Origin of the sequence: Janibacter sp. UYMM211 (assembly GCF_040547045.1) — a bacterium.
Classification (GTDB): Bacteria; Actinomycetota; Actinomycetes; order Actinomycetales; family Dermatophilaceae; genus Marihabitans; species Marihabitans melonis.
Genome location: NZ_JBEPOY010000001.1, coordinates 146,646 through 163,045 on the forward strand (window position 1 = coordinate 146,646; position 16,400 = coordinate 163,045).

The following is a 16,400-nucleotide window of genomic DNA, read 5'->3' on the forward strand; positions in this document are numbered from 1 at the left end:
GCATGCACGTCCGAGAGCGCGTCGTCGTCGCCGGGTCCTCCGGTCTGATCGGCAGCGCGCTCTCGGCGTCTCTGCGCGAGCGCGGCACCGAGGTCGTCCGTCTCGTGCGGCGCGAGCCGAGGTCCGGCGACGAGCGACGCTGGGACCCCTCGAGCGGTGAGCTCGACCCGGCCGTGCTCGAGGGCGCCGACGCGGTCGTCTGCCTCTCCGGCGCCGGGGTCGGCGACCAGCGGTGGACCCCGTCGTACAAGCAGCTCATCCTCACCTCGCGGGTCGAGACCACCCGCACCCTCGCCCGGGCCGCCGCCTCGGCCGGCGTGCCCCGGATGGTCGCCGGGTCTGCCATCGGCATCTACGGAGACCGCGCCGACGAGGTGCTCACCGAGGACTCCGCACCGGGCCACGGCTTCCTCACCGAGGTCGTCCGGGCCTGGGAGGAGGCCGCCGACCCCGCGCGTGACGGCGGCGTCCGGGTCGCCCACGCCCGCACCGGGCTCGTCGCCACCCGCGACGGCGGCGCGACCGGACCGCTGCTGCGTCTGGGCCGTCTCGGTCTCGGCGGGCCGCTCGGCCGCGGCCGCCAGTGGTGGCCGCTCATCTCCCTCGACGACGAGGTCGCGGCGCTCGTGTGGCTCCTCGACTCCGACGTCGAGGGCCCGGTCAACCTCGCCCCGCCGCAGCCCTACCGCCAGCGTGACGTCGCGCGCGAGATCGGGCGCCAGCTGCACCGCCCCGCCCTGCTTCCTGCCCCCTCGCCGGCCCTGCGGGTCGTCCTCGGCGAGTTCGCCGGCGAGATCCTCTCCTCCACCCGGGTGCTACCGACCCGGCTGTCCGACGGCGGCTTCGCGTGGGAGCACCCTGATCTGCCCACCCTGGTTCGCTGGATGCTCCGCGAGCAGGGCTGACCCCGCACTAGCCTCGGGCCCAGACACTTCTGGCGACCGTCGGTCGCCGTGGCCTGGGGGGAGACGATGGGCATGCCCGACCGTCCGCACGTCGTCGTCGGTCTCACGCAGCGCGGGCCCGACGACGGGTGGGACCTGAGCCGTCTGCGCACGCACCGGCCAGGCCTCGAGGTCGTGCGCCGCGGCGCGACGACGCTCCTCCTCGCCGGCGTCGAGCCGAGGACCGAGGGCGACACCCTCGTCGTCCCCCTCTCCCCGCAGCCCTGGCCGGGCGCAGGGGCGGAGGTCCCCCCCTTCGGGCAGGCCCGCCTCGATCCCGACGGCACCCTCACCGTGACGACGGACGTCCTCGGCTTCCGGCAGGTCTACCTCGCGTCGACATCGGGTGCAGCGGCCGTGTCCACCTCCGCGACGGCACTGGCCCACCTCACCCGAGCACCCGTCGACGACCGGGCTCTGCAGACCCAGAGCCTGCTCGGCTGGCAGGCGGGAGAGGCCACGCCGTGGGAGGGCATCTGCACGCCGCCCCACGGGCACGGGGTGCGCCTGCGGGATGGACGAAGCGAGCTCGTCGCCCTGGACGCCCCACCCGCACCTCCCCCGACGGACGACCCGCGTGAGGCTGCCGTCCGGGTCGCCGACATCATCCGCGAGCAGGTCGACGCCTTCCTGACCGCCGAGCCGGGTGCCGCCCTCCAGCTCACCGGCGGCCACGACTCCCGCATCCTGCTCGCGGCGGTGCCGCCGTCGCGCCGGCCCGAGGTGACCGCGCTGACGATCGCCGTGCCGGGCTCTCAGGACGCACCGATGGCTGCCTCGCTGGCCGCGGCCCACGGGATGCGGCACGTGGTCCTCGAGCCGCAACCGCCCGGGCCCGACGTCATGCCCGAGGTGATGTCGGCAGCGCACCGGCTCGACGCGATGGCCGACCCCGTCTCCGTGGCCTCCCTGCACGCCACGGAGGGTGAGTGGGCCTCGCGCCCGCGGCTCGTCGGCCTGGGCGGGGAGACGATGCGCGGCTTCTACTACGCGGAGCCGGTGCCGCGCCCCGGCCCCCGCACCGTCGCGCGCCTCGCGCGGTGGCGCCTCTTCCCCAACGAGTCCGTCGCCCCCGAGGTGCTCGGCCCCCGTCTGGACGGCCGTGAGGAGAGCACGATCGCCCGGCTCACGCCGCTCGTGCTCGACGAGGACCCGGGGTGGCGTCAGGCCACGGACCTCTTCTACCTCCACCAGCGGATGCGCCGGTGGGCCGGTGTCCTCGGCTCGGCGACGCTCGACCGCCGGCTCGTCGTCAACCCGATGATGCACCCCGCTGTCGCTGAGCAGGCTCTCGCCCTGCCACCGCGCGAGCGGGCGTCCTCGACCTTCCTCACCCGGGTCCTCGTCGAGCTCGACCGCGACCTCGCCCTCGTGCCGCTCGACGGACGGCCGCCGCCGATCGTCAACCTGCGCACGGGCCCGGCGCGTCAGGTGCAGCGCTCCCGTCTGCTCGCCGGTCGGGTCGCCCGCAAGGCGCGCCAGCGCCTCGCCGGGCGCAGCGCGCCCTCGGCCGTCAGCCGGACCTGGGCAGCGGCCGTCCACGAGGCATGGCGCGCAGACCCGTCGGGCCTGCACCGGCTTGCCGACGAGGACCTCCTCGCCCGCGGCTGGGTGACCGGCTTCGCGCACGGCGGTGCCAGTCTCGACGACGCCGGCACGGCCTTCGTCGTCAACCTCCTCCACGCGACGTCGACCCGCTGACGACCACCCGCTGATGACCACTCGGGTCAGGGCTGGCGCAGGTCGACCACCCGCCATCGCCCGTCGCGGTAGGTCAGGTGCACGTCGGTGATGACGGCCGGCTGCGCCGGGCGTCGTCGCGCCGCCGGTCCGCTCACGGAGTACGCCGAGGTGGCGATGCTCGCGCGGAGCACGACGTCGGTGCTGCTCGAGCTGCGCACGAGCGACACGCCGCTCACGCGGTGGGCCAGCCCGGTGTAGCGGTGACCGCCCTCGCCGAGCCGCCGCAGCACTGCGCGGTCGGCCCGCTCGGCCGGCGAGCCGGGCACGACGAGACGGGCGAGCAGGTCACCGTCCTGCTCGGTGAGCACCCGGGCACGCAGCCTCGCCAGCTCCGCCATGAGCTGGGCCGGCCGCTCCCGCGCAGCACGGGGGTCGAGCGCGGCCTCGCCCTCTGCTGGCTCCCCCGCCGCGGCACCGCCTCCGGAGCCCGACGTGCTCGACGTCGACGCCCCCGGCGCCTGCTCGGCCTGGGCGAGCCGCTCCCACGGCACGAGCACCGAGAGCACGACGGCGAGCGCGAGAGCCGCTCCGGGCAGCACCCACGAGCGCACCGCCGAGCGGTCCACCGCACCGGCGTGCGCACCCCCGCCCCGCTCCCGCGCGGCATGACGCCGACCGGCCGGAGCGGGCCGCCGACCCGTCCGTGACGTCGACGTCGGCACCGGCTCGTCGCGGCGCAGATCGATCTCGTCGTCGCGTCGCCAGGGCCGCCACCAGCGGCGCGGCTCCTCGAGGGTGAGGTCGCGCTCCCACACGGGCAGGTCGTCGGGGTGGGTGTCGGCCACCGCCGCCTCGCGGATGCGCCGGGTGAGCGAGCTGTCGACGTCGCAGGGCACGACGAGGACGAGCGGCTGCGCGTCCGCGGCGGCGAAGACCCGGGCGGCGACGTCGTCGACGTCGGGCCGGGCGGCGGGGTCGGGCTCGAGGCACTCCTCGACGACGGCCCGCAGCTCCGGCGGTGCCTGCGGCGCCACCTCGGCGAGGACCGGTCGGGTGGCCCGGTGGCCCGGAGCCGCCCCGGTGAGGCAGGCCCAGGCGATCGCGCCGAGCCCGAAGACGTCGCTCTCCGCCGAGGGCTGCCGGCCGAGGGTCACCTCGGGCGCGACGTGACCCTCGGTGCCCCACAGGTCGGCCTCGCCGGGGTCGACCCCGACGAGCCGCGACCAGCCGAGGTCGGACCACACCGGGCGCCCGGTCGAGTCGAGCAGGACGTTGCCGGGGCTGACGTCGCCGTGCACGACGCCGAGCCGGTGCAGCTGCCCCAGCGCGGTCGCGAGCGGCACGAGCACGGTCACGCACTCCCCCGCGCTGAGGAAGCCGCGGGCGCGGACCACGTCTCGAAGGCTGCCGCCCGCCATCCAGTCGAGGACGAGGACGGGGCGGGGTCCCCCTTCGCCCTGCGTCGTCGCCCACCCGTGGACCCCGACGCAGTGATCCAGGGCGCTCTGCGCGAGCAGCTCGTGCTCGCGCAGGGCGCGCTCGTCGGCGTCCGCGTCGAGCACCTTGAGCGCGACGAGGGAGTCGTCGCTCTCGCGCCGGGCGCGGTAGACGGTCGAGGTGCTGCCCCGCGCCACCCGCCGGGTGACCCGGTAGCCGGGCACGTGCGGCAGGTCGGCGGTGGGGTCGAGCGTGCTCACGGGGTGCGGCGACTCGTCCATGCCTCCAGGCTGCCCGAGGGGGCCGACCTCGCCGCGGAGTCATCCACAGGCCTGGTAGGACAGGGGCATGACCGCTGCCGAGCCGACGATCCTCGCCACCTCCGGCGGCTACGCCCGTCCCGAGCGCGGTGACCTCGCCCTCGGCCCGCTCGTCCACCACGCCATCGGGCTCTCGCGCCCGCAGGGCCGCCCCCGGGTCGCGCACCTCGGCACGGCGAGCGGGGACCAGCGCTCCTTCAACGCCCAGCTCGGCGAGGCCGCCTCCCGCGCGGGTGTCGAGCTCACCCACGTCAACCTCTTCCCCATGCCGACACTCGACGACGTCGAGGCCCACCTCCTCGCGCAGGACGTCGTGTGGGTCGGCGGCGGGTCGGTCGTCAACCTCCTCGCGGTGTGGCGGGTCCACGGGCTCGAGCAGACCTTCCGCCGGGTGTGGGAGGCGGGCGTCGTCCTCGCCGGGGTGAGCGCGGGCTCGATCTGCTGGTTCCGCGGCGGGACGACCGACTCCTTCGGCCCCGAGCTGCGGGCCGTGCGCGACGGTCTCGGCCTGCTCCCCTTCGACAACGGCGTGCACCACGACTCCGAGGCGCGCCGGCGCCCCACGATCCACCGTCTCGTCGCCGACGGCACCTTCGGCGAGACTCACTGCACCGACGACGGCGCCGGTCTGCACTACGAGGGCACCGAGCTCGTCGGGTGCGTCACGGAGCGACCCGGGGCGCGCTGCTACCGCGTGACGAAGGGGGACGACGGCGCGGCCGTCGAGGTCGCGCTGCCGACCGTCGAGCTTGCCCGGTAGACGGCGGCAGATGACCGCCCGGTAGCGGCGTAGGCTCCGACGCATGCGCTTCGAGCACCTCGGTTTTGCCCCTGATCTCGTCGACTACATGGACGCCTGGGAGCGTCAGAAGCAGGTGCACGCGCAGGTCGTCGCCGGCGAGCGCGAGGACACCGTGCTCCTGCTCGAGCACGCCGCGGTCTACACCGCCGGCAAGCGGACCGTCTCGCACGAGCGTCCCCTCGACGGGACCCCGGTCATCGACGTCGACCGCGGCGGCAAGATCACCTGGCACGGGCCGGGCCAGGTCGTCGGCTACCCGATCGTCCACCTGCCCGACCCCGTCGACGTCGTCGCCTACGTGCGCCGGCTCGAGGAGATGATGATCCGCGTCGCGCGTGACGTGGGCGTCGAGACGACCCGCGTCGAGGGTCGCTCGGGCATCTGGGTGCTCGCCGACGAGCGCGGCCGTGACCGCAAGGTCGGGCAGATCGGCATCCGCGTGAGCCGCGACGTCGCGATGCACGGCTTCGCGCTCAACTGCGACTGCGACCTGTCCTGGGCGCAGTCGATCGTGCCGTGCGGCATCCCCGACGCCGACGTCTCCACGCTCTCCCGCGAGGCCGGCCGCGAGATCACCGTCGCCGAGGTGCTGCCGCTCGTCGAGCGCCACCTCGCCGAGGTCCTCGACTGGACGAGCAAGATCAGCACCGCGCCGGACGCCACCGCGTCGGCCCCCACCGCCACCGCCTCCGCGACGGGCGCCGCGTGAGCCGGCCCGTCACCGGCACCTACCGACTCCAGCTGCACGCGGGCTTCACCTTCGCCGACGCGGCGACCCAGGTGCCGATGCTCGCGACGCTCGGCGTCAGCCACCTCTACCTCTCGCCGATCCTCCAGGCCGCACCGGGCAGCGCCCACGGCTACGACGTCGTCGACCACACCCGGGTCAGCGCCGAGCTCGGCGGCGTCGAGGGCTTCCGCGCGCTCGTCGCGACCGCCCACGAGCACGACCTCGGTGTCGTCGTCGACGTCGTCCCCAACCACATGGCGCTGCCCTCGCCGGAGCACCTCAACGCGCCGCTGTGGCAGGTCCTCGCCGAGGGCCGCGACGCCCCGACCGCGCACTGGTTCGACATCGACTGGAAGGCCGGCGGCGGTCGTCTCGGCCTGCCCGTCCTCGGCGCCCCGCTCGAGGAGCTCGTCGCCGACGGCCAGATCACCCGCGACGTCCACGAGGGTCGTCCCGTCATCCGCTACGGCGACCACGTCCTGCCCCTCGTGCTCGGCAGCGAGGACACCGAGGACCTGCCCGAGCTGCTCTCGCGCCAGCACTACCGGCTCGAGCACTGGCGGCACAAGGACGAGTGGCTCAACTACCGCCGCTTCTTCGAGGTCGACCAGCTCATCGCCGTGCGCGTCGAGCTCGACGACGTCTTCGACGCGACGCACGCGCTGCTCCTCGAGCTCCACCACGAAGGGGCGATCGACGGCTTCCGCGTCGACCACCCGGACGGCCTGGCCGACCCCACGGGGTACCTCGACCAGCTCGCCGCCGCGTGCCGCCCGGGCACCCCCATCTGGGTCGAGAAGATCCTCGAGGGCACCGAGCGCCTCCCCGACGACTGGCGCTGCGCCGGCACGACCGGGTACGACGCGCTGCGCGTCGTGCAGGCCGCGCTCACCGACCCCGCCTCGGCGCCGACGCTCGACGAGACGTGGGCCGCGACCGGCGGCACCGCCTCGCTCGACGACGCCGTCGAGACCGCGAAGCGGCACGTCGTCGACCGCTCGCTCGCCCCCGAGGTCGAGCGGCTCACCCGACGCGCCCGTGAGGCCCTGCCGGGTCTCGCGCCGGACCGGCTGCGCGCCGCCGTCGTCGAGATCCTCGTCGCCGGCGAGGTCTACCGCGCCTACGTGCGGCCCGACGAGCGCCCTGCGCCGAGCGACCAGGAGCGCATCGACGAGGCCTTCGAGCGGGCGCTCGCGGCCCGCCCCGACCTCGCGGCCGAGCTCGACTCCCTTCGCCCCCTCACCCTGCTCTCCGACGACGAGGCCGCGGCGACGGACTTCGGCGTGCGCCTGCAGCAGACGTGGGGCCCGGTGATGGCGAAGGGGATCGAGGACACGACCTTCTACCGCTGGCACCGTCTCGTCGCGCTCAACGAGGTGGGCAGCGACCCCGACGTCGTCGCCGACGCCTCCCCCGAGCTCATGCACGACTGGGCCCGGCACGCGCAGGCCCACTGGCCGCGCACGATGACGACGCTGTCGACCCACGACACGAAGCGCAGCGAGGACGTGCGAGCCCGCGTGCTCGCCGCCTCCGGGCGCCCGCAGCTGTGGCGCCGGCTCTCCGAGGTCGCGGCGAGCGCCGCCGACGAGGCCGGCGTCGACCGGCCCACCGCGCACCTCGTGTGGCAGACCCTCCTCGGCGCGCGCGGTCTCACCGACGAGCGCCTCGGCGAGTACCTCACGAAGGCGATGCGCGAGGGCAAGGAGCGCACCGCCTGGGTCGACGGCGACCCCGAGCACGAGGCGCGGGTCATCGACTTCGCAACCCGGGCCAACCGCGGCGGTCCGGTGCGCGAGGCGCTCGACGCGGCCGAGGACCAGCTCAGCGACGACGTGCGCGCCTACGTGCTCGCGGCCAAGCTCCTCCAGCTCACCCTGCCGGGCATGCCCGACGTCTACCAGGGCTGCGCCGGTGTCGACCTCTCCCTCGTCGACCCCGACAACCGTCGCCCCGTCGACTTCGCCGGTCGCTTCGCCGACCTCGCGGACCTCGACGCCTCCGAGACCGACCCGCAGGCGAGCCTGCACCTCGAGAAGCTGCACCTCACCGCGACCGCCCTGCGGCTGCGGCACGACCACCCCGAGCTCTTCGGCGGCGAGGCGACGTACGAGCCGGTCACGACGGGCTCCGAGCACGTCACCGGCTTCGTGCGCTCGGGCCGCGTCGCGGTCCTCGTGACCCGGGCGCCCGGGCGGCTCCAGGACGCCGGCGGGTGGGGCGACGACGGGGTCGACCTCTCCCCCGGTCGGTGGACCGACGTGCTGAGCGGTGCCGTGCACCACGGCGGCGCGGTGCGCTGCGCCGACGCCTTCGCGCAAGCACCGGTCGCGCTGCTGGTGCTCGAGGAGACCGACGCGGACGACGCCGCCGCCGGTACCGAGACCGCCGCCGCGCAGGAGCAGACCCCGGCCGACCTCGGCCCCCACCGCGTGTGGGCGCCGGACGCCGAGCAGGTCGATCTCGTGCGGGCGGGCGACGACGGCGAGACCCGCGAGCCGATGGCCCGCGAGGAGGGCGGCTGGTGGCGCAGCGACGCCGACCGGGTCGACGGCGAGCGCTACGGCTTCTCGCTCGACGGCGGCGAGACCTCGCCCGACCCGCGCTCGCTCGGCCAGCCGGACGGGCCGATGGGTCTGTCCCAGGTCGTCGACACCTCCGCCTTCACGTGGACCGACGAGCACTGGCAGGGGGTCCCCCTTCGCGGTGCGGTGATCTACGAGCTGCACGTCGGCACCTTCACGCCCGAGGGCACGCTCGACTCCGCGGTGGAGCGGCTCGACCACCTCGTCGACCTCGGCGTCACCGTCGTCGAGCTCATGCCGGTCGCGACCTACCCCGGCCACCACGGCTGGGGCTACGACGGCGTCGACATCTGGGCCGTGCACCCCGACCTCGGCGGTCCGCAGGCGCTGGCGCGCTTCGTCGACGCCGCGCACGCGCGCGGGCTCGCCGTCTGCCTCGACGTCGTGCACAACCACCTCGGGCCGAGCGGCAACACGCTCATCCGCTTCGGGCCGTACTTCACCGACACCCACATGACCCCGTGGGGGCCGGCGCTCAACCTCGACGGCCCCCGCGCCGACGAGGTCCGCCGCTACCTCGTCGACCACTCGCTCATGTGGCTGCGCGACTTCCACGTCGACGCGCTGCGGCTCGACGCCGTCCATGCGCTCGTCGACGAGAGCGCGGTGCACGTGCTCGAGCAGCTCGCCGAGGCCGTCGACGACCTCGCCGACGAGCTCGGGCGCGAGCTGCTGCTCGTCGCCGAGTCCGACCGCAACGACCCCGCGACGGTCGTGCCGCGGTCGGCCGGGGGCTTCGGCGGGCTCGGCCTGGCCGGGCAGTGGGCCGACGACGTGCACCACACCCTGCACGTCCTGCTCACCGGCGAGACCCAGGGCTACTACGAGGACTTCGCCGCGCCCGAGGCTCTCGACACCCTCGTCGCCACCCCCTTCTTCCACGCCGGGACCTACTCGAGCTTCCGCGGGCGCACGCACGGGCGCCCGGTCGACCCGGAGCGGACGCCGGGCTGGCGCTTCGTCGCCTCGCTGCAGACCCACGACCAGGTCGGCAACCGCGCGAAGGGGGATCGCCTCACCCACCTCGTGAGCACCGGTCGCCTGGCCTGCGGGGCCGCGCTGCTGCTCACCGGGCCGTGGACGCCGATGCTCTTCATGGGTGAGGAGTGGGGTGCCTCCACCCCGTGGCAGTACTTCACCGACCACACCGAGCCCGAGCTCGCCGAGGCCGTGTCGCGCGGTCGGGCCGCCGAGTTCTCCGCGCACGGCTGGGGCGGTGACGTGCCCGACCCGCAGTCGCCGCAGACCTACCGCGACTCGCAGCTGCGCTGGGAGGAGACGACGCAGGAGCCGCACGCCCGGGTGCTCGAGTGGTACCGCACCCTCGTCGGCCTGCGCCGCGGCGTGCCGGACCTCTCCGACGCCGACCTCACGAGCGGGTCGGTCGAGCGCGACGGGGACGTCGTGACGATGCACCGCGGTGCGTGCGACGTCGTCGTCAACCTCGGCACCGAGGCAGTGCGTCTCGAGGTCGGTGACGTCGAGCTGCTCGCGGCGTGGGAGGCGAGCCTCGAGGGCTCGACCCTCGTCGTCCCCGCCGACGCCTGCGCGGTCCTCCGCCGGTCCTGAGCGGCCTGGCTGGTCGAGGTGCGAGGGCCGCCAGGCCTGGGCCTCGAGACCACCCGCAGCCCTGGCTGGTCGAGGTGCGAGGGCCGCCAGGCCTGAGCCTCGAGACCACCCGCCTCGACGACGGGCTACCCCAGCGCCCGGACCGTCTCGATCGTGTCCGCCTGCTCGGCGGTCTTGTCCTCGCGGTATCGCAGCACCCGCGCGAAGCGCAGCGCGACCCCGCCCGGGTAGCGCCGCGAGGTCTGCACCCCGTCGACGGCGATCTCGACCACCTGCACCGGGTCGACGTGCACGACGTGGCCCTCGCGCCCGGTCTCGAGCGCGAGGAAGCGCTCGGTCTGCCACGCCAGCGTCTCGTCGGTCATCCCCTTGAAGGTCTTGCCGACCATGACGAGCTCGCCGTCCTCCCCCTTCGCCCCGAGGTGGATGTTCGACAGCAGCCCACGACGACGGCCGCTGCCCCACTCGACCGCGAGGACGACGAGGTCGAGGGTGTGGCGGGGCTTGACCTTCGTCCACGCGCTGCCGCGCCGCCCGGCGGCGTACGGGGCGTCGAGGTCCTTGACGACGACGCCCTCGTGGCCCGATGCGACGGCCTCGTCGAAGAAGCGCCGCGCCTCGCCCTGGTCCGAGGTGAGCAGCCCCGGCACCCGTGACGACTCCGGCACGAGGTCGAGCAGCACCTCGCGCCGGGTCGCGTACGGCTCGTCGAGCAGGTCGCGGCCGTCGACGTGCAGGACGTCGAAGACGAAGGTCGTCAGCGGGGTCGCCTCGCGCAGCACCTCGACGGAGCGGCTCGACGCGGTCCGTGCGCCGGTCTCCTGGAAGGGACGCGCCCGGCCGTCGGGGTGCAGCGCGATGGCCTCGCCGTCGAGGACGAGGGTGGTGGCGTCGAGCGCCTCGGCGACCTCGACGACCTCGGGGACGCGCTCGGTGATGTCGTCGAGGCTGCGCGTGTAGACCCGCACCCGGCCCGCGGGGTCCTTGTGCACCTGCACCCGGATGCCGTCGACCTTCGTGTCGAGGACGACGGGGGTGCCGGCGACGAGCTGGGGCACCTCCTCGATCTCGGCGGCCGACCCGGCGAGCATCGGCTGGATCGCCCGGCCGGGCTCGAGACGCACCTGCTCCAGCCCCTCCGCGCCGGTCGTCAGGGCGAGCTGGACGGCGTGCGGCAGGTCGCCCGCGAGCATGGCCGCGCGGCGCAGCGTCGGCTCGGGCACGTCGGCGGCGAGCGCACCCGCGGCGAGGAGCACCCCCTCGAGCGAGCCCTGCCGCACCTCGCCGAGGAGCAGCCGGCGCAGGTAGTCCTGCTCGTCCTCGCTCGCCCGGCCGAAGAGGTCGGCGAGGAGCTGGGTGCGCGTGGTGCGGCTCGTCGTGCCGGCGAGCGCGGAGAGGGTGTCGTCGACCTCGGCGACCGTGAGCGAGGGGGCGGCCGCGGGCGCGGGGAGGTCGGCCAGGCTGCGCCAGCCGACGCCGACCCGTCCCTGCGGGAGGGCACCGGCGAGCCAGGAGGCGACGGTGCGCACCTGGGCGGGCGGCGTCTCGCGCAGCACCTGAGCGACGAGCTGGGTCTTCGCGGTGCGCGACCGGGTGGCCCCCACGGCGCGGGAGACCTCGACGACACGGCTCAGCGGGATCGGCTCGCTCACGCGGCCACGCTATGCCGCACCACCGTCAGCCGCGCCCGATGTGCTCCCACGGCTTGTCGAGCGCGAAGCGTCGTCCGGTGACCTCGTCGGCCGAGATCTCGACGACCGTGTGCTTGTCGCTGCCGACCCACGGGCGAAGGGGGATCGACTCCGCCCGGTAGGCCTCCTGGCCCTCGAGGACGCGGGCGGAGCCGCGCACGACGACCGACCAGGCCTCGTGCGCGCCGATCCCGTCGATCTCGAAGGCGACGTCGCTGTCCATGACGACACCGAGCAGCTTGTTGCCCTCGGCGGTGCGGAAGAGGATCGTCTCGCCGTCGACGGCGTAGTTCACAGGCGTGATGTGGACCTCGCCGGCGAGGTGGAAGGCGAGCCGGCCGAGCTCGTGACGGCGCAGCAGCCCCCAGCACTCCTGGCTGCTCAGCCTCGTGGTGACGTCGGTCATCTCAGGTGCCTCCTCGACTGGGTCCCTCCTAGTACTACGTACTGTAGTACTAGGAGGGAAGATCTGCGACCCCGTCGACGCTGTACCTGTCGGGCTGCTCCGCGACCGCGGGGCGAAGGGGTGTCCCCCACCGGGCGTACCCTGGTGATCTGGGCCACGAACCCCCTTCGCCGCCCACACCCGATCTACCCAGGAGGGTTTGCGTTGACCGTCGCACCCGAAGGCCGCCGCATGCTGCGCGTCGAGGCGCGCAACGCCGAGACGCCGATCGAGCGCAAGCCGAGCTGGATCCGCACGACGGCGAAGATGGGCCCCGAGTACACCGCGCTCAGCTCGATGGTGAAGTCCGAGGGCCTGCACACCGTCTGCCAGGAGGCGGGCTGCCCCAACATCTTCGAGTGCTGGGAGGACCGCGAGGCGACCTTCCTCATCGGCGGTGACGTGTGCACGCGACGTTGCGACTTCTGCGACATCGCGACCGGTCGCCCGACGAGCCTCGACATGGACGAGCCGCGCCGCGTCGCCGAGTCCGTCCAGCAGATGGGTCTGCGCTACTCCACCGTCACCGGCGTCGCCCGCGACGACCAGCCCGACGGCGCCGCGCGCCTGTACGCCGAGACGATCCGCGCGATCAAGGCGCTCAACCCCGGCACCGGTGTCGAGATCCTCCCGCCCGACTTCGGCGCCAAGCCCGAGCTCGTCGGCCAGGTCTTCGACGCCCGGCCCGAGGTCTTCGCCCACAACCTCGAGACCGTGCCGCGCATCTTCAAGCGCATCCGGCCGGCCTTCACCTACGACAAGTCGCTCAAGGTGCTCTCCATGGCCCGCGAGGCCGAGCTCGTGACGAAGTCCAACCTCATCCTCGGGATGGGCGAGGAGGACCACGAGATCGAGCAGGCGATCCGCGACCTGCACGAGGCCGGCTGCGACATCCTCACGATCACGCAGTACCTGCGCCCCTCGCCGACCCACCACCCGATCGACCGGTGGGTCAAGCCCGAGGAGTTCGTCCACTGGAGCGAGCTCGCCGAGGAGATCGGCTTCAAGGGCGTCATGGCCGGTCCGCTCGTGCGCAGCAGCTACCGCGCCGGCCGTCTCTACGTGGGGGCCATGCGTCGCTGGGGTCGCGAGATCCCCGCCGAGCTCGGCCACCTCGCCGAGGACACCGGGTCCGCGCGCCAGGAGGCCTCGTCTCTCCTCGCGGCGGGCAAGACCGGCGCGGCCACCGCGTAGGATCGGGCGCACTATGGCACGACAGGACACCCCGGCAGCTCCGAGCGAGACCCGCAACCCCTTCAAGCGCATCGCGCAGGTGCACCGCACCGTGCGCACGATCGACCCGAAGATCACGCTGTGGATGCTCGGGGCCTTCGTCCTCGTCATCGCGGTCGGGCTGCTCATCGGCTTCGCCTTCGGCCACCCGTGGCTGACGATGATCGTCGCCGTGCCGGCAGCGATGCTCGCGGCGATGATCGTCCTCGCCCGTCGTGGTGAGCGTGCCGCCTTCCGCCAGATGGAGGGCCAGAAGGGCGCCGCGCTCGGTGGCCTGTCCGCGCTGCGTCGTGGCTGGTACTACGACCAGGAGCCGGTCGCGGCCGACGCGGCCCGCGCCCAGGAGCTCGACAACGCGGCCATCGTCTTCCGGGCGCTCGGTCGTCCCGGCGTCGTCCTGCTCGCCGAGGGCCCGAAGGGGCGCGCGGCCAAGCTGCTCGAGAAGGAGCGCAAGAAGGTCGTGCGCGTCGCCCCCGGCGTGCCCGTGTACACCTACCACGTGGGCACCGGCGAGGGTGAGCTCCCCGTGCAGAAGATGCGCTGGACCCTCACCCGCCTCAAGCCGGCGCTGTCCAAGCAGGAGCTCATCGTCGTCAACAAGCGTCTGAAGTCGCTGCCCGGCATCCGCCAGGGCATCCCCGCCGGCGTCGACCCCACCTCCGCCCGGATGAACCGCAAGGCCCTCCGCGGCCGCTGACCGTCACCGCACGTCGACGAAGCCCCGAGACCGTTGGTCTCGGGGCTTCGTCGTTCGTCGGTCGAGGTGCGCGGCCTTCTGCTGGTCGAGGTGCGACGGGCCCGCTAGGGCCCGAGCCTCGAGACCACCAAACCCTCAGACGCGGACGAGCCTCGTGCCGGCGGCGCGGTCGTGGAGGCCGACGTTGTCGCGGTCGGTGACGACGGCGGGGATGACGATGCACAGCAGCGCGGCGCGCACGACCCCCTGGACGACCGAGATCCGGGGGCGGGCGACCGGGACGACCTGCATGCCAAGCACCCGGTGCCCGAGCGACCCACCGGCGAAGGTCACGAGCAGCACGTGCTCGACGAAGAGTACGAGCAGCGGGTAGAAGCTCTGCCCGGTCGGGGTGATGTCGACGACCTGCCCGATGAGCCCGAAGGTGATGGCCAGGCATGCGGCCCAGTCGATGACGATGCCGACGAGACGTCGTCCGAGGCCCGCGGGCCGGGGCGTGGAGGTCGAGGAGGTCACGGCTACGAAGGGTAGCCGTGCCGGATGACGGGACCGCTCCCCCTTCGCAGGCCCCTCCTCGGTACTGTGTGTCTCACGGATCGGGACCGCCGTCTCACGTAACACCTGTGAAACACACGAGTCATGGTCGGGTAACTGCCCCGACCTACGGTGGTCGCATCAACGCGAGGCTGGCCGACAGATCAGCCGACATCACCAGGAGGATGGATTGTTCAGCAACGCTGACGAGGTCCTGTCGTACATCAAGGACGAAGACATCAAGTTCGTCGACATCCGCTTCTGCGACCTGCCGGGCATCATGCAGCACTTCAACGTGCCGGCAGAGACTGTGGACGAGGACTTCTTCACCGAGGGGCAGATGTTCGACGGCAGCTCCATCCGGGGTTTCCAGGCGATCCACGAGTCCGACATGAAGCTCGTGCCCGACGTCAAGACCGCCTTCGTGGATCCCTTCCGCGAGGAGAAGACGCTGGTGATGAACTTCTCCATCGTCGACCCCTTCACCGGTGAGCCGTACTCGCGCGACCCGCGCAACATCGCCGCCAAGGCCGAGGCCTACCTGAAGTCGACCGGCATCGCCGACACCGCCTTCTTCGGCGCCGAGGCCGAGTTCTACGCCTTCGACGACGTGCGCTTCAAGACCGATGCGCAGAGCAGCTTCTACCACCTCGACTCGATCGAGGCCGCGTGGAACTCCGGTCGTGAGGAGGAGGGCGGCAACAAGGGGTACAAGACCCGCTTCAAGGGCGGCTACTTCCCCGTCCCGCCGGTCGACCACTTCGCCGACATCCGCGACAAGATGTGCGTCAACCTCGCCAAGGTCGGCATCGAGGTCGAGCGCAGCCACCACGAGGTCGGCACCGCGGGTCAGCAGGAGATCAACTACCGCTTCAACACGATGCTCCGTGCGGGCGACGACGTCATGAAGTTCAAGTACGTCATCAAGAACACCGCCTGGGACCTCGGCAAGACCGTGACCTTCATGCCGAAGCCGATCTTCGGCGACAACGGCTCGGGCATGCACACCCACCAGTCCCTGTGGAAGGACGGCGAGCCGCTCTTCTACGACGAGCAGGGCTACGGCGGCCTGTCCGACCTCGCCCGCTGGTACATCGGTGGTCTGCTCAAGCACGCCCCGGCGCTGCTCGCCTTCACCAACCCGACGGCGAACTCCTACCACCGCCTCGTGCCCGGCTTCGAGGCCCCGGTCAACCTCGTGTACTCCGCGCGCAACCGCTCGGCCTGCATCCGCATCCCGATCACGGGCAGCAACCCCAAGGCCAAGCGCGTCGAGTTCCGCGTGCCGGACCCGTCGAGCAACCCCTACCTGTGCTTCGCCGCGCAGCTCATGGCCGGCCTGGACGGGATCCGCAACCGGATCGAGCCGCCGGACCCGATCGACAAGGACCTCTACGAGCTCCCCCCGGAGGAGCACGAGGCCATCGAGCAGGTCCCGACGACCCTCCCCGGCGTCCTCGCCGCGCTCGAGGCGGACCACGAGTTCCTGCTCGAGGGCGACGTCTTCACCCAGGACCTCATCGAGACCTGGATCACCTGGAAGAAGGAGAACGAGGTCGCTCCGCTCCAGCTGCGTCCCCACCCGCACGAGTTCGAGATGTACTTCGACATCTGAGTCGAGCGTCTGAGCAGTGCTGACGAAGGCCCGGCCCCCGTTCAAGGGGCCGGGCCTTCGTCGTGCCCCCCGCCCCCCTTCGCCGCCCTTCTCCGCGCTCCGGCCCCTCCCCCTT

The 16,400-nt window shown here is 73.3% G+C and carries 12 protein-coding genes; 8 read left to right on the plus strand and 4 right to left on the minus strand.

Annotation, left to right across the window (positions count from 1 at the left end; translation table 11 throughout):
• Positions 1-2: 2 nt before the first annotated feature.
• Both ABIB53_RS00735 and ABIB53_RS00740 read left to right on the plus strand, forming a co-directional pair.
• Positions 3-905: a TIGR01777 family oxidoreductase gene (locus tag ABIB53_RS00735; RefSeq protein WP_354586721.1), complete on the plus strand. Its 903-nt coding sequence runs from the start codon at positions 3-5 to the stop codon at positions 903-905.
• 48 nt (positions 906-953) lie between these two features.
• The gene (locus ABIB53_RS00740; protein WP_354586722.1) at positions 954-2,645 is read left to right on the plus strand and encodes an asparagine synthase-related protein; all 1,692 of its coding nucleotides are present in this window, start codon (positions 954-956) and stop codon (positions 2,643-2,645) included.
• Positions 2,646-2,671: 26 nt separating this feature from the next.
• Here ABIB53_RS00740 and ABIB53_RS00745 read toward each other — a convergent pair whose 3' ends face one another.
• Positions 2,672-4,345 carry a protein kinase domain-containing protein gene (locus tag ABIB53_RS00745; RefSeq protein WP_354586723.1) on the minus strand — a complete coding sequence of 558 codons (1,674 nt, stop codon included), beginning with the start codon at positions 4,343-4,345 and terminating at the stop codon, positions 2,672-2,674.
• A gap of 67 nt (positions 4,346-4,412) precedes the next feature.
• Between ABIB53_RS00745 and ABIB53_RS00750 the strand changes: the two genes are divergently transcribed.
• From ABIB53_RS00750 to treY, 3 genes are read left to right on the plus strand one after another with little or no spacing between them, the layout of a single operon-like run.
• Positions 4,413-5,144, plus strand: a complete 732-nt coding sequence (locus tag ABIB53_RS00750) for a Type 1 glutamine amidotransferase-like domain-containing protein (protein ID WP_354586724.1) — start codon at positions 4,413-4,415, stop codon at positions 5,142-5,144.
• Between the two features lie 43 nt (positions 5,145-5,187).
• Positions 5,188-5,895: a lipoyl(octanoyl) transferase LipB gene (gene lipB, locus ABIB53_RS00755; RefSeq protein WP_354586725.1), complete on the plus strand. Its 708-nt coding sequence runs from the start codon at positions 5,188-5,190 to the stop codon at positions 5,893-5,895.
• Entirely contained in the window at positions 5,892-10,070 is a 4,179-nt protein-coding gene (treY, locus tag ABIB53_RS00760) for a malto-oligosyltrehalose synthase (protein ID WP_354586726.1), read from the plus strand. The genes lipB and treY overlap by 4 nt, the downstream gene beginning before the upstream one ends.
• 125 nt (positions 10,071-10,195) lie before the next feature.
• Here treY and ABIB53_RS00765 read toward each other — a convergent pair whose 3' ends face one another.
• Together ABIB53_RS00765 and ABIB53_RS00770 are read right to left on the minus strand one after the other, a co-directional pair.
• Positions 10,196-11,722: an ATP-dependent DNA ligase gene (locus ABIB53_RS00765; RefSeq protein WP_354586727.1), complete on the minus strand. Its 1,527-nt coding sequence runs from the start codon at positions 11,720-11,722 to the stop codon at positions 10,196-10,198.
• 25 nt (positions 11,723-11,747) lie between these two features.
• On the minus strand, positions 11,748-12,167 hold the full coding sequence (locus ABIB53_RS00770; protein WP_201467191.1) for a pyridoxamine 5'-phosphate oxidase family protein: 420 nt from the start codon (positions 12,165-12,167) through the stop codon (positions 11,748-11,750).
• Positions 12,168-12,371: 204 nt separating this feature from the next.
• On the opposite strand from ABIB53_RS00770, the gene lipA reads away from it, so the two are divergent.
• The gene (lipA, locus tag ABIB53_RS00775) at positions 12,372-13,400 is read left to right on the plus strand and encodes a lipoyl synthase (protein ID WP_201467192.1); all 1,029 of its coding nucleotides are present in this window, start codon (positions 12,372-12,374) and stop codon (positions 13,398-13,400) included.
• A gap of 13 nt (positions 13,401-13,413) precedes the next feature.
• Positions 13,414-14,136, plus strand: coding sequence for a DUF4191 domain-containing protein (locus ABIB53_RS00780; RefSeq protein ID WP_068275170.1), 723 nt, complete (start codon positions 13,414-13,416; stop codon positions 14,134-14,136).
• A 135-nt stretch (positions 14,137-14,271) separates the two neighbouring features.
• On the opposite strand, the gene ABIB53_RS00785 is transcribed toward ABIB53_RS00780, so the two are convergent.
• A complete protein-coding gene (locus ABIB53_RS00785) occupies positions 14,272-14,652 on the minus strand; it encodes an RDD family protein (RefSeq protein ID WP_068275166.1) in 381 nt (126 codons plus the stop codon).
• Positions 14,653-14,860: 208 nt separating this feature from the next.
• Between ABIB53_RS00785 and glnA the strand changes: the two genes are divergently transcribed.
• The gene (gene glnA / locus ABIB53_RS00790; RefSeq protein ID WP_068275163.1) at positions 14,861-16,285 is read left to right on the plus strand and encodes a type I glutamate--ammonia ligase; all 1,425 of its coding nucleotides are present in this window, start codon (positions 14,861-14,863) and stop codon (positions 16,283-16,285) included.
• The last annotated feature ends 115 nt before the right edge of the window (positions 16,286-16,400 follow it).

Coding starts and splice junctions, on each gene's coding strand:
- ABIB53_RS00750 (WP_354586724.1), top strand. CDS start 4,413: ATGACCGCTGCCGAGCCGACGATCCTCGCCACCTCCGGCGGCTACGCC.
- ABIB53_RS00770 (WP_201467191.1), bottom strand. CDS start 12,167: ATGACCGACGTCACCACGAGGCTGAGCAGCCAGGAGTGCTGGGGGCTG.
- ABIB53_RS00780 (WP_068275170.1), top strand. CDS start 13,414: ATGGCACGACAGGACACCCCGGCAGCTCCGAGCGAGACCCGCAACCCC.
- ABIB53_RS00745 (WP_354586723.1), bottom strand. CDS start 4,345: ATGGACGAGTCGCCGCACCCCGTGAGCACGCTCGACCCCACCGCCGAC.
- lipB (WP_354586725.1), top strand. CDS start 5,188: ATGCGCTTCGAGCACCTCGGTTTTGCCCCTGATCTCGTCGACTACATG.
- ABIB53_RS00735 (WP_354586721.1), top strand. CDS start 3: ATGCACGTCCGAGAGCGCGTCGTCGTCGCCGGGTCCTCCGGTCTGATC.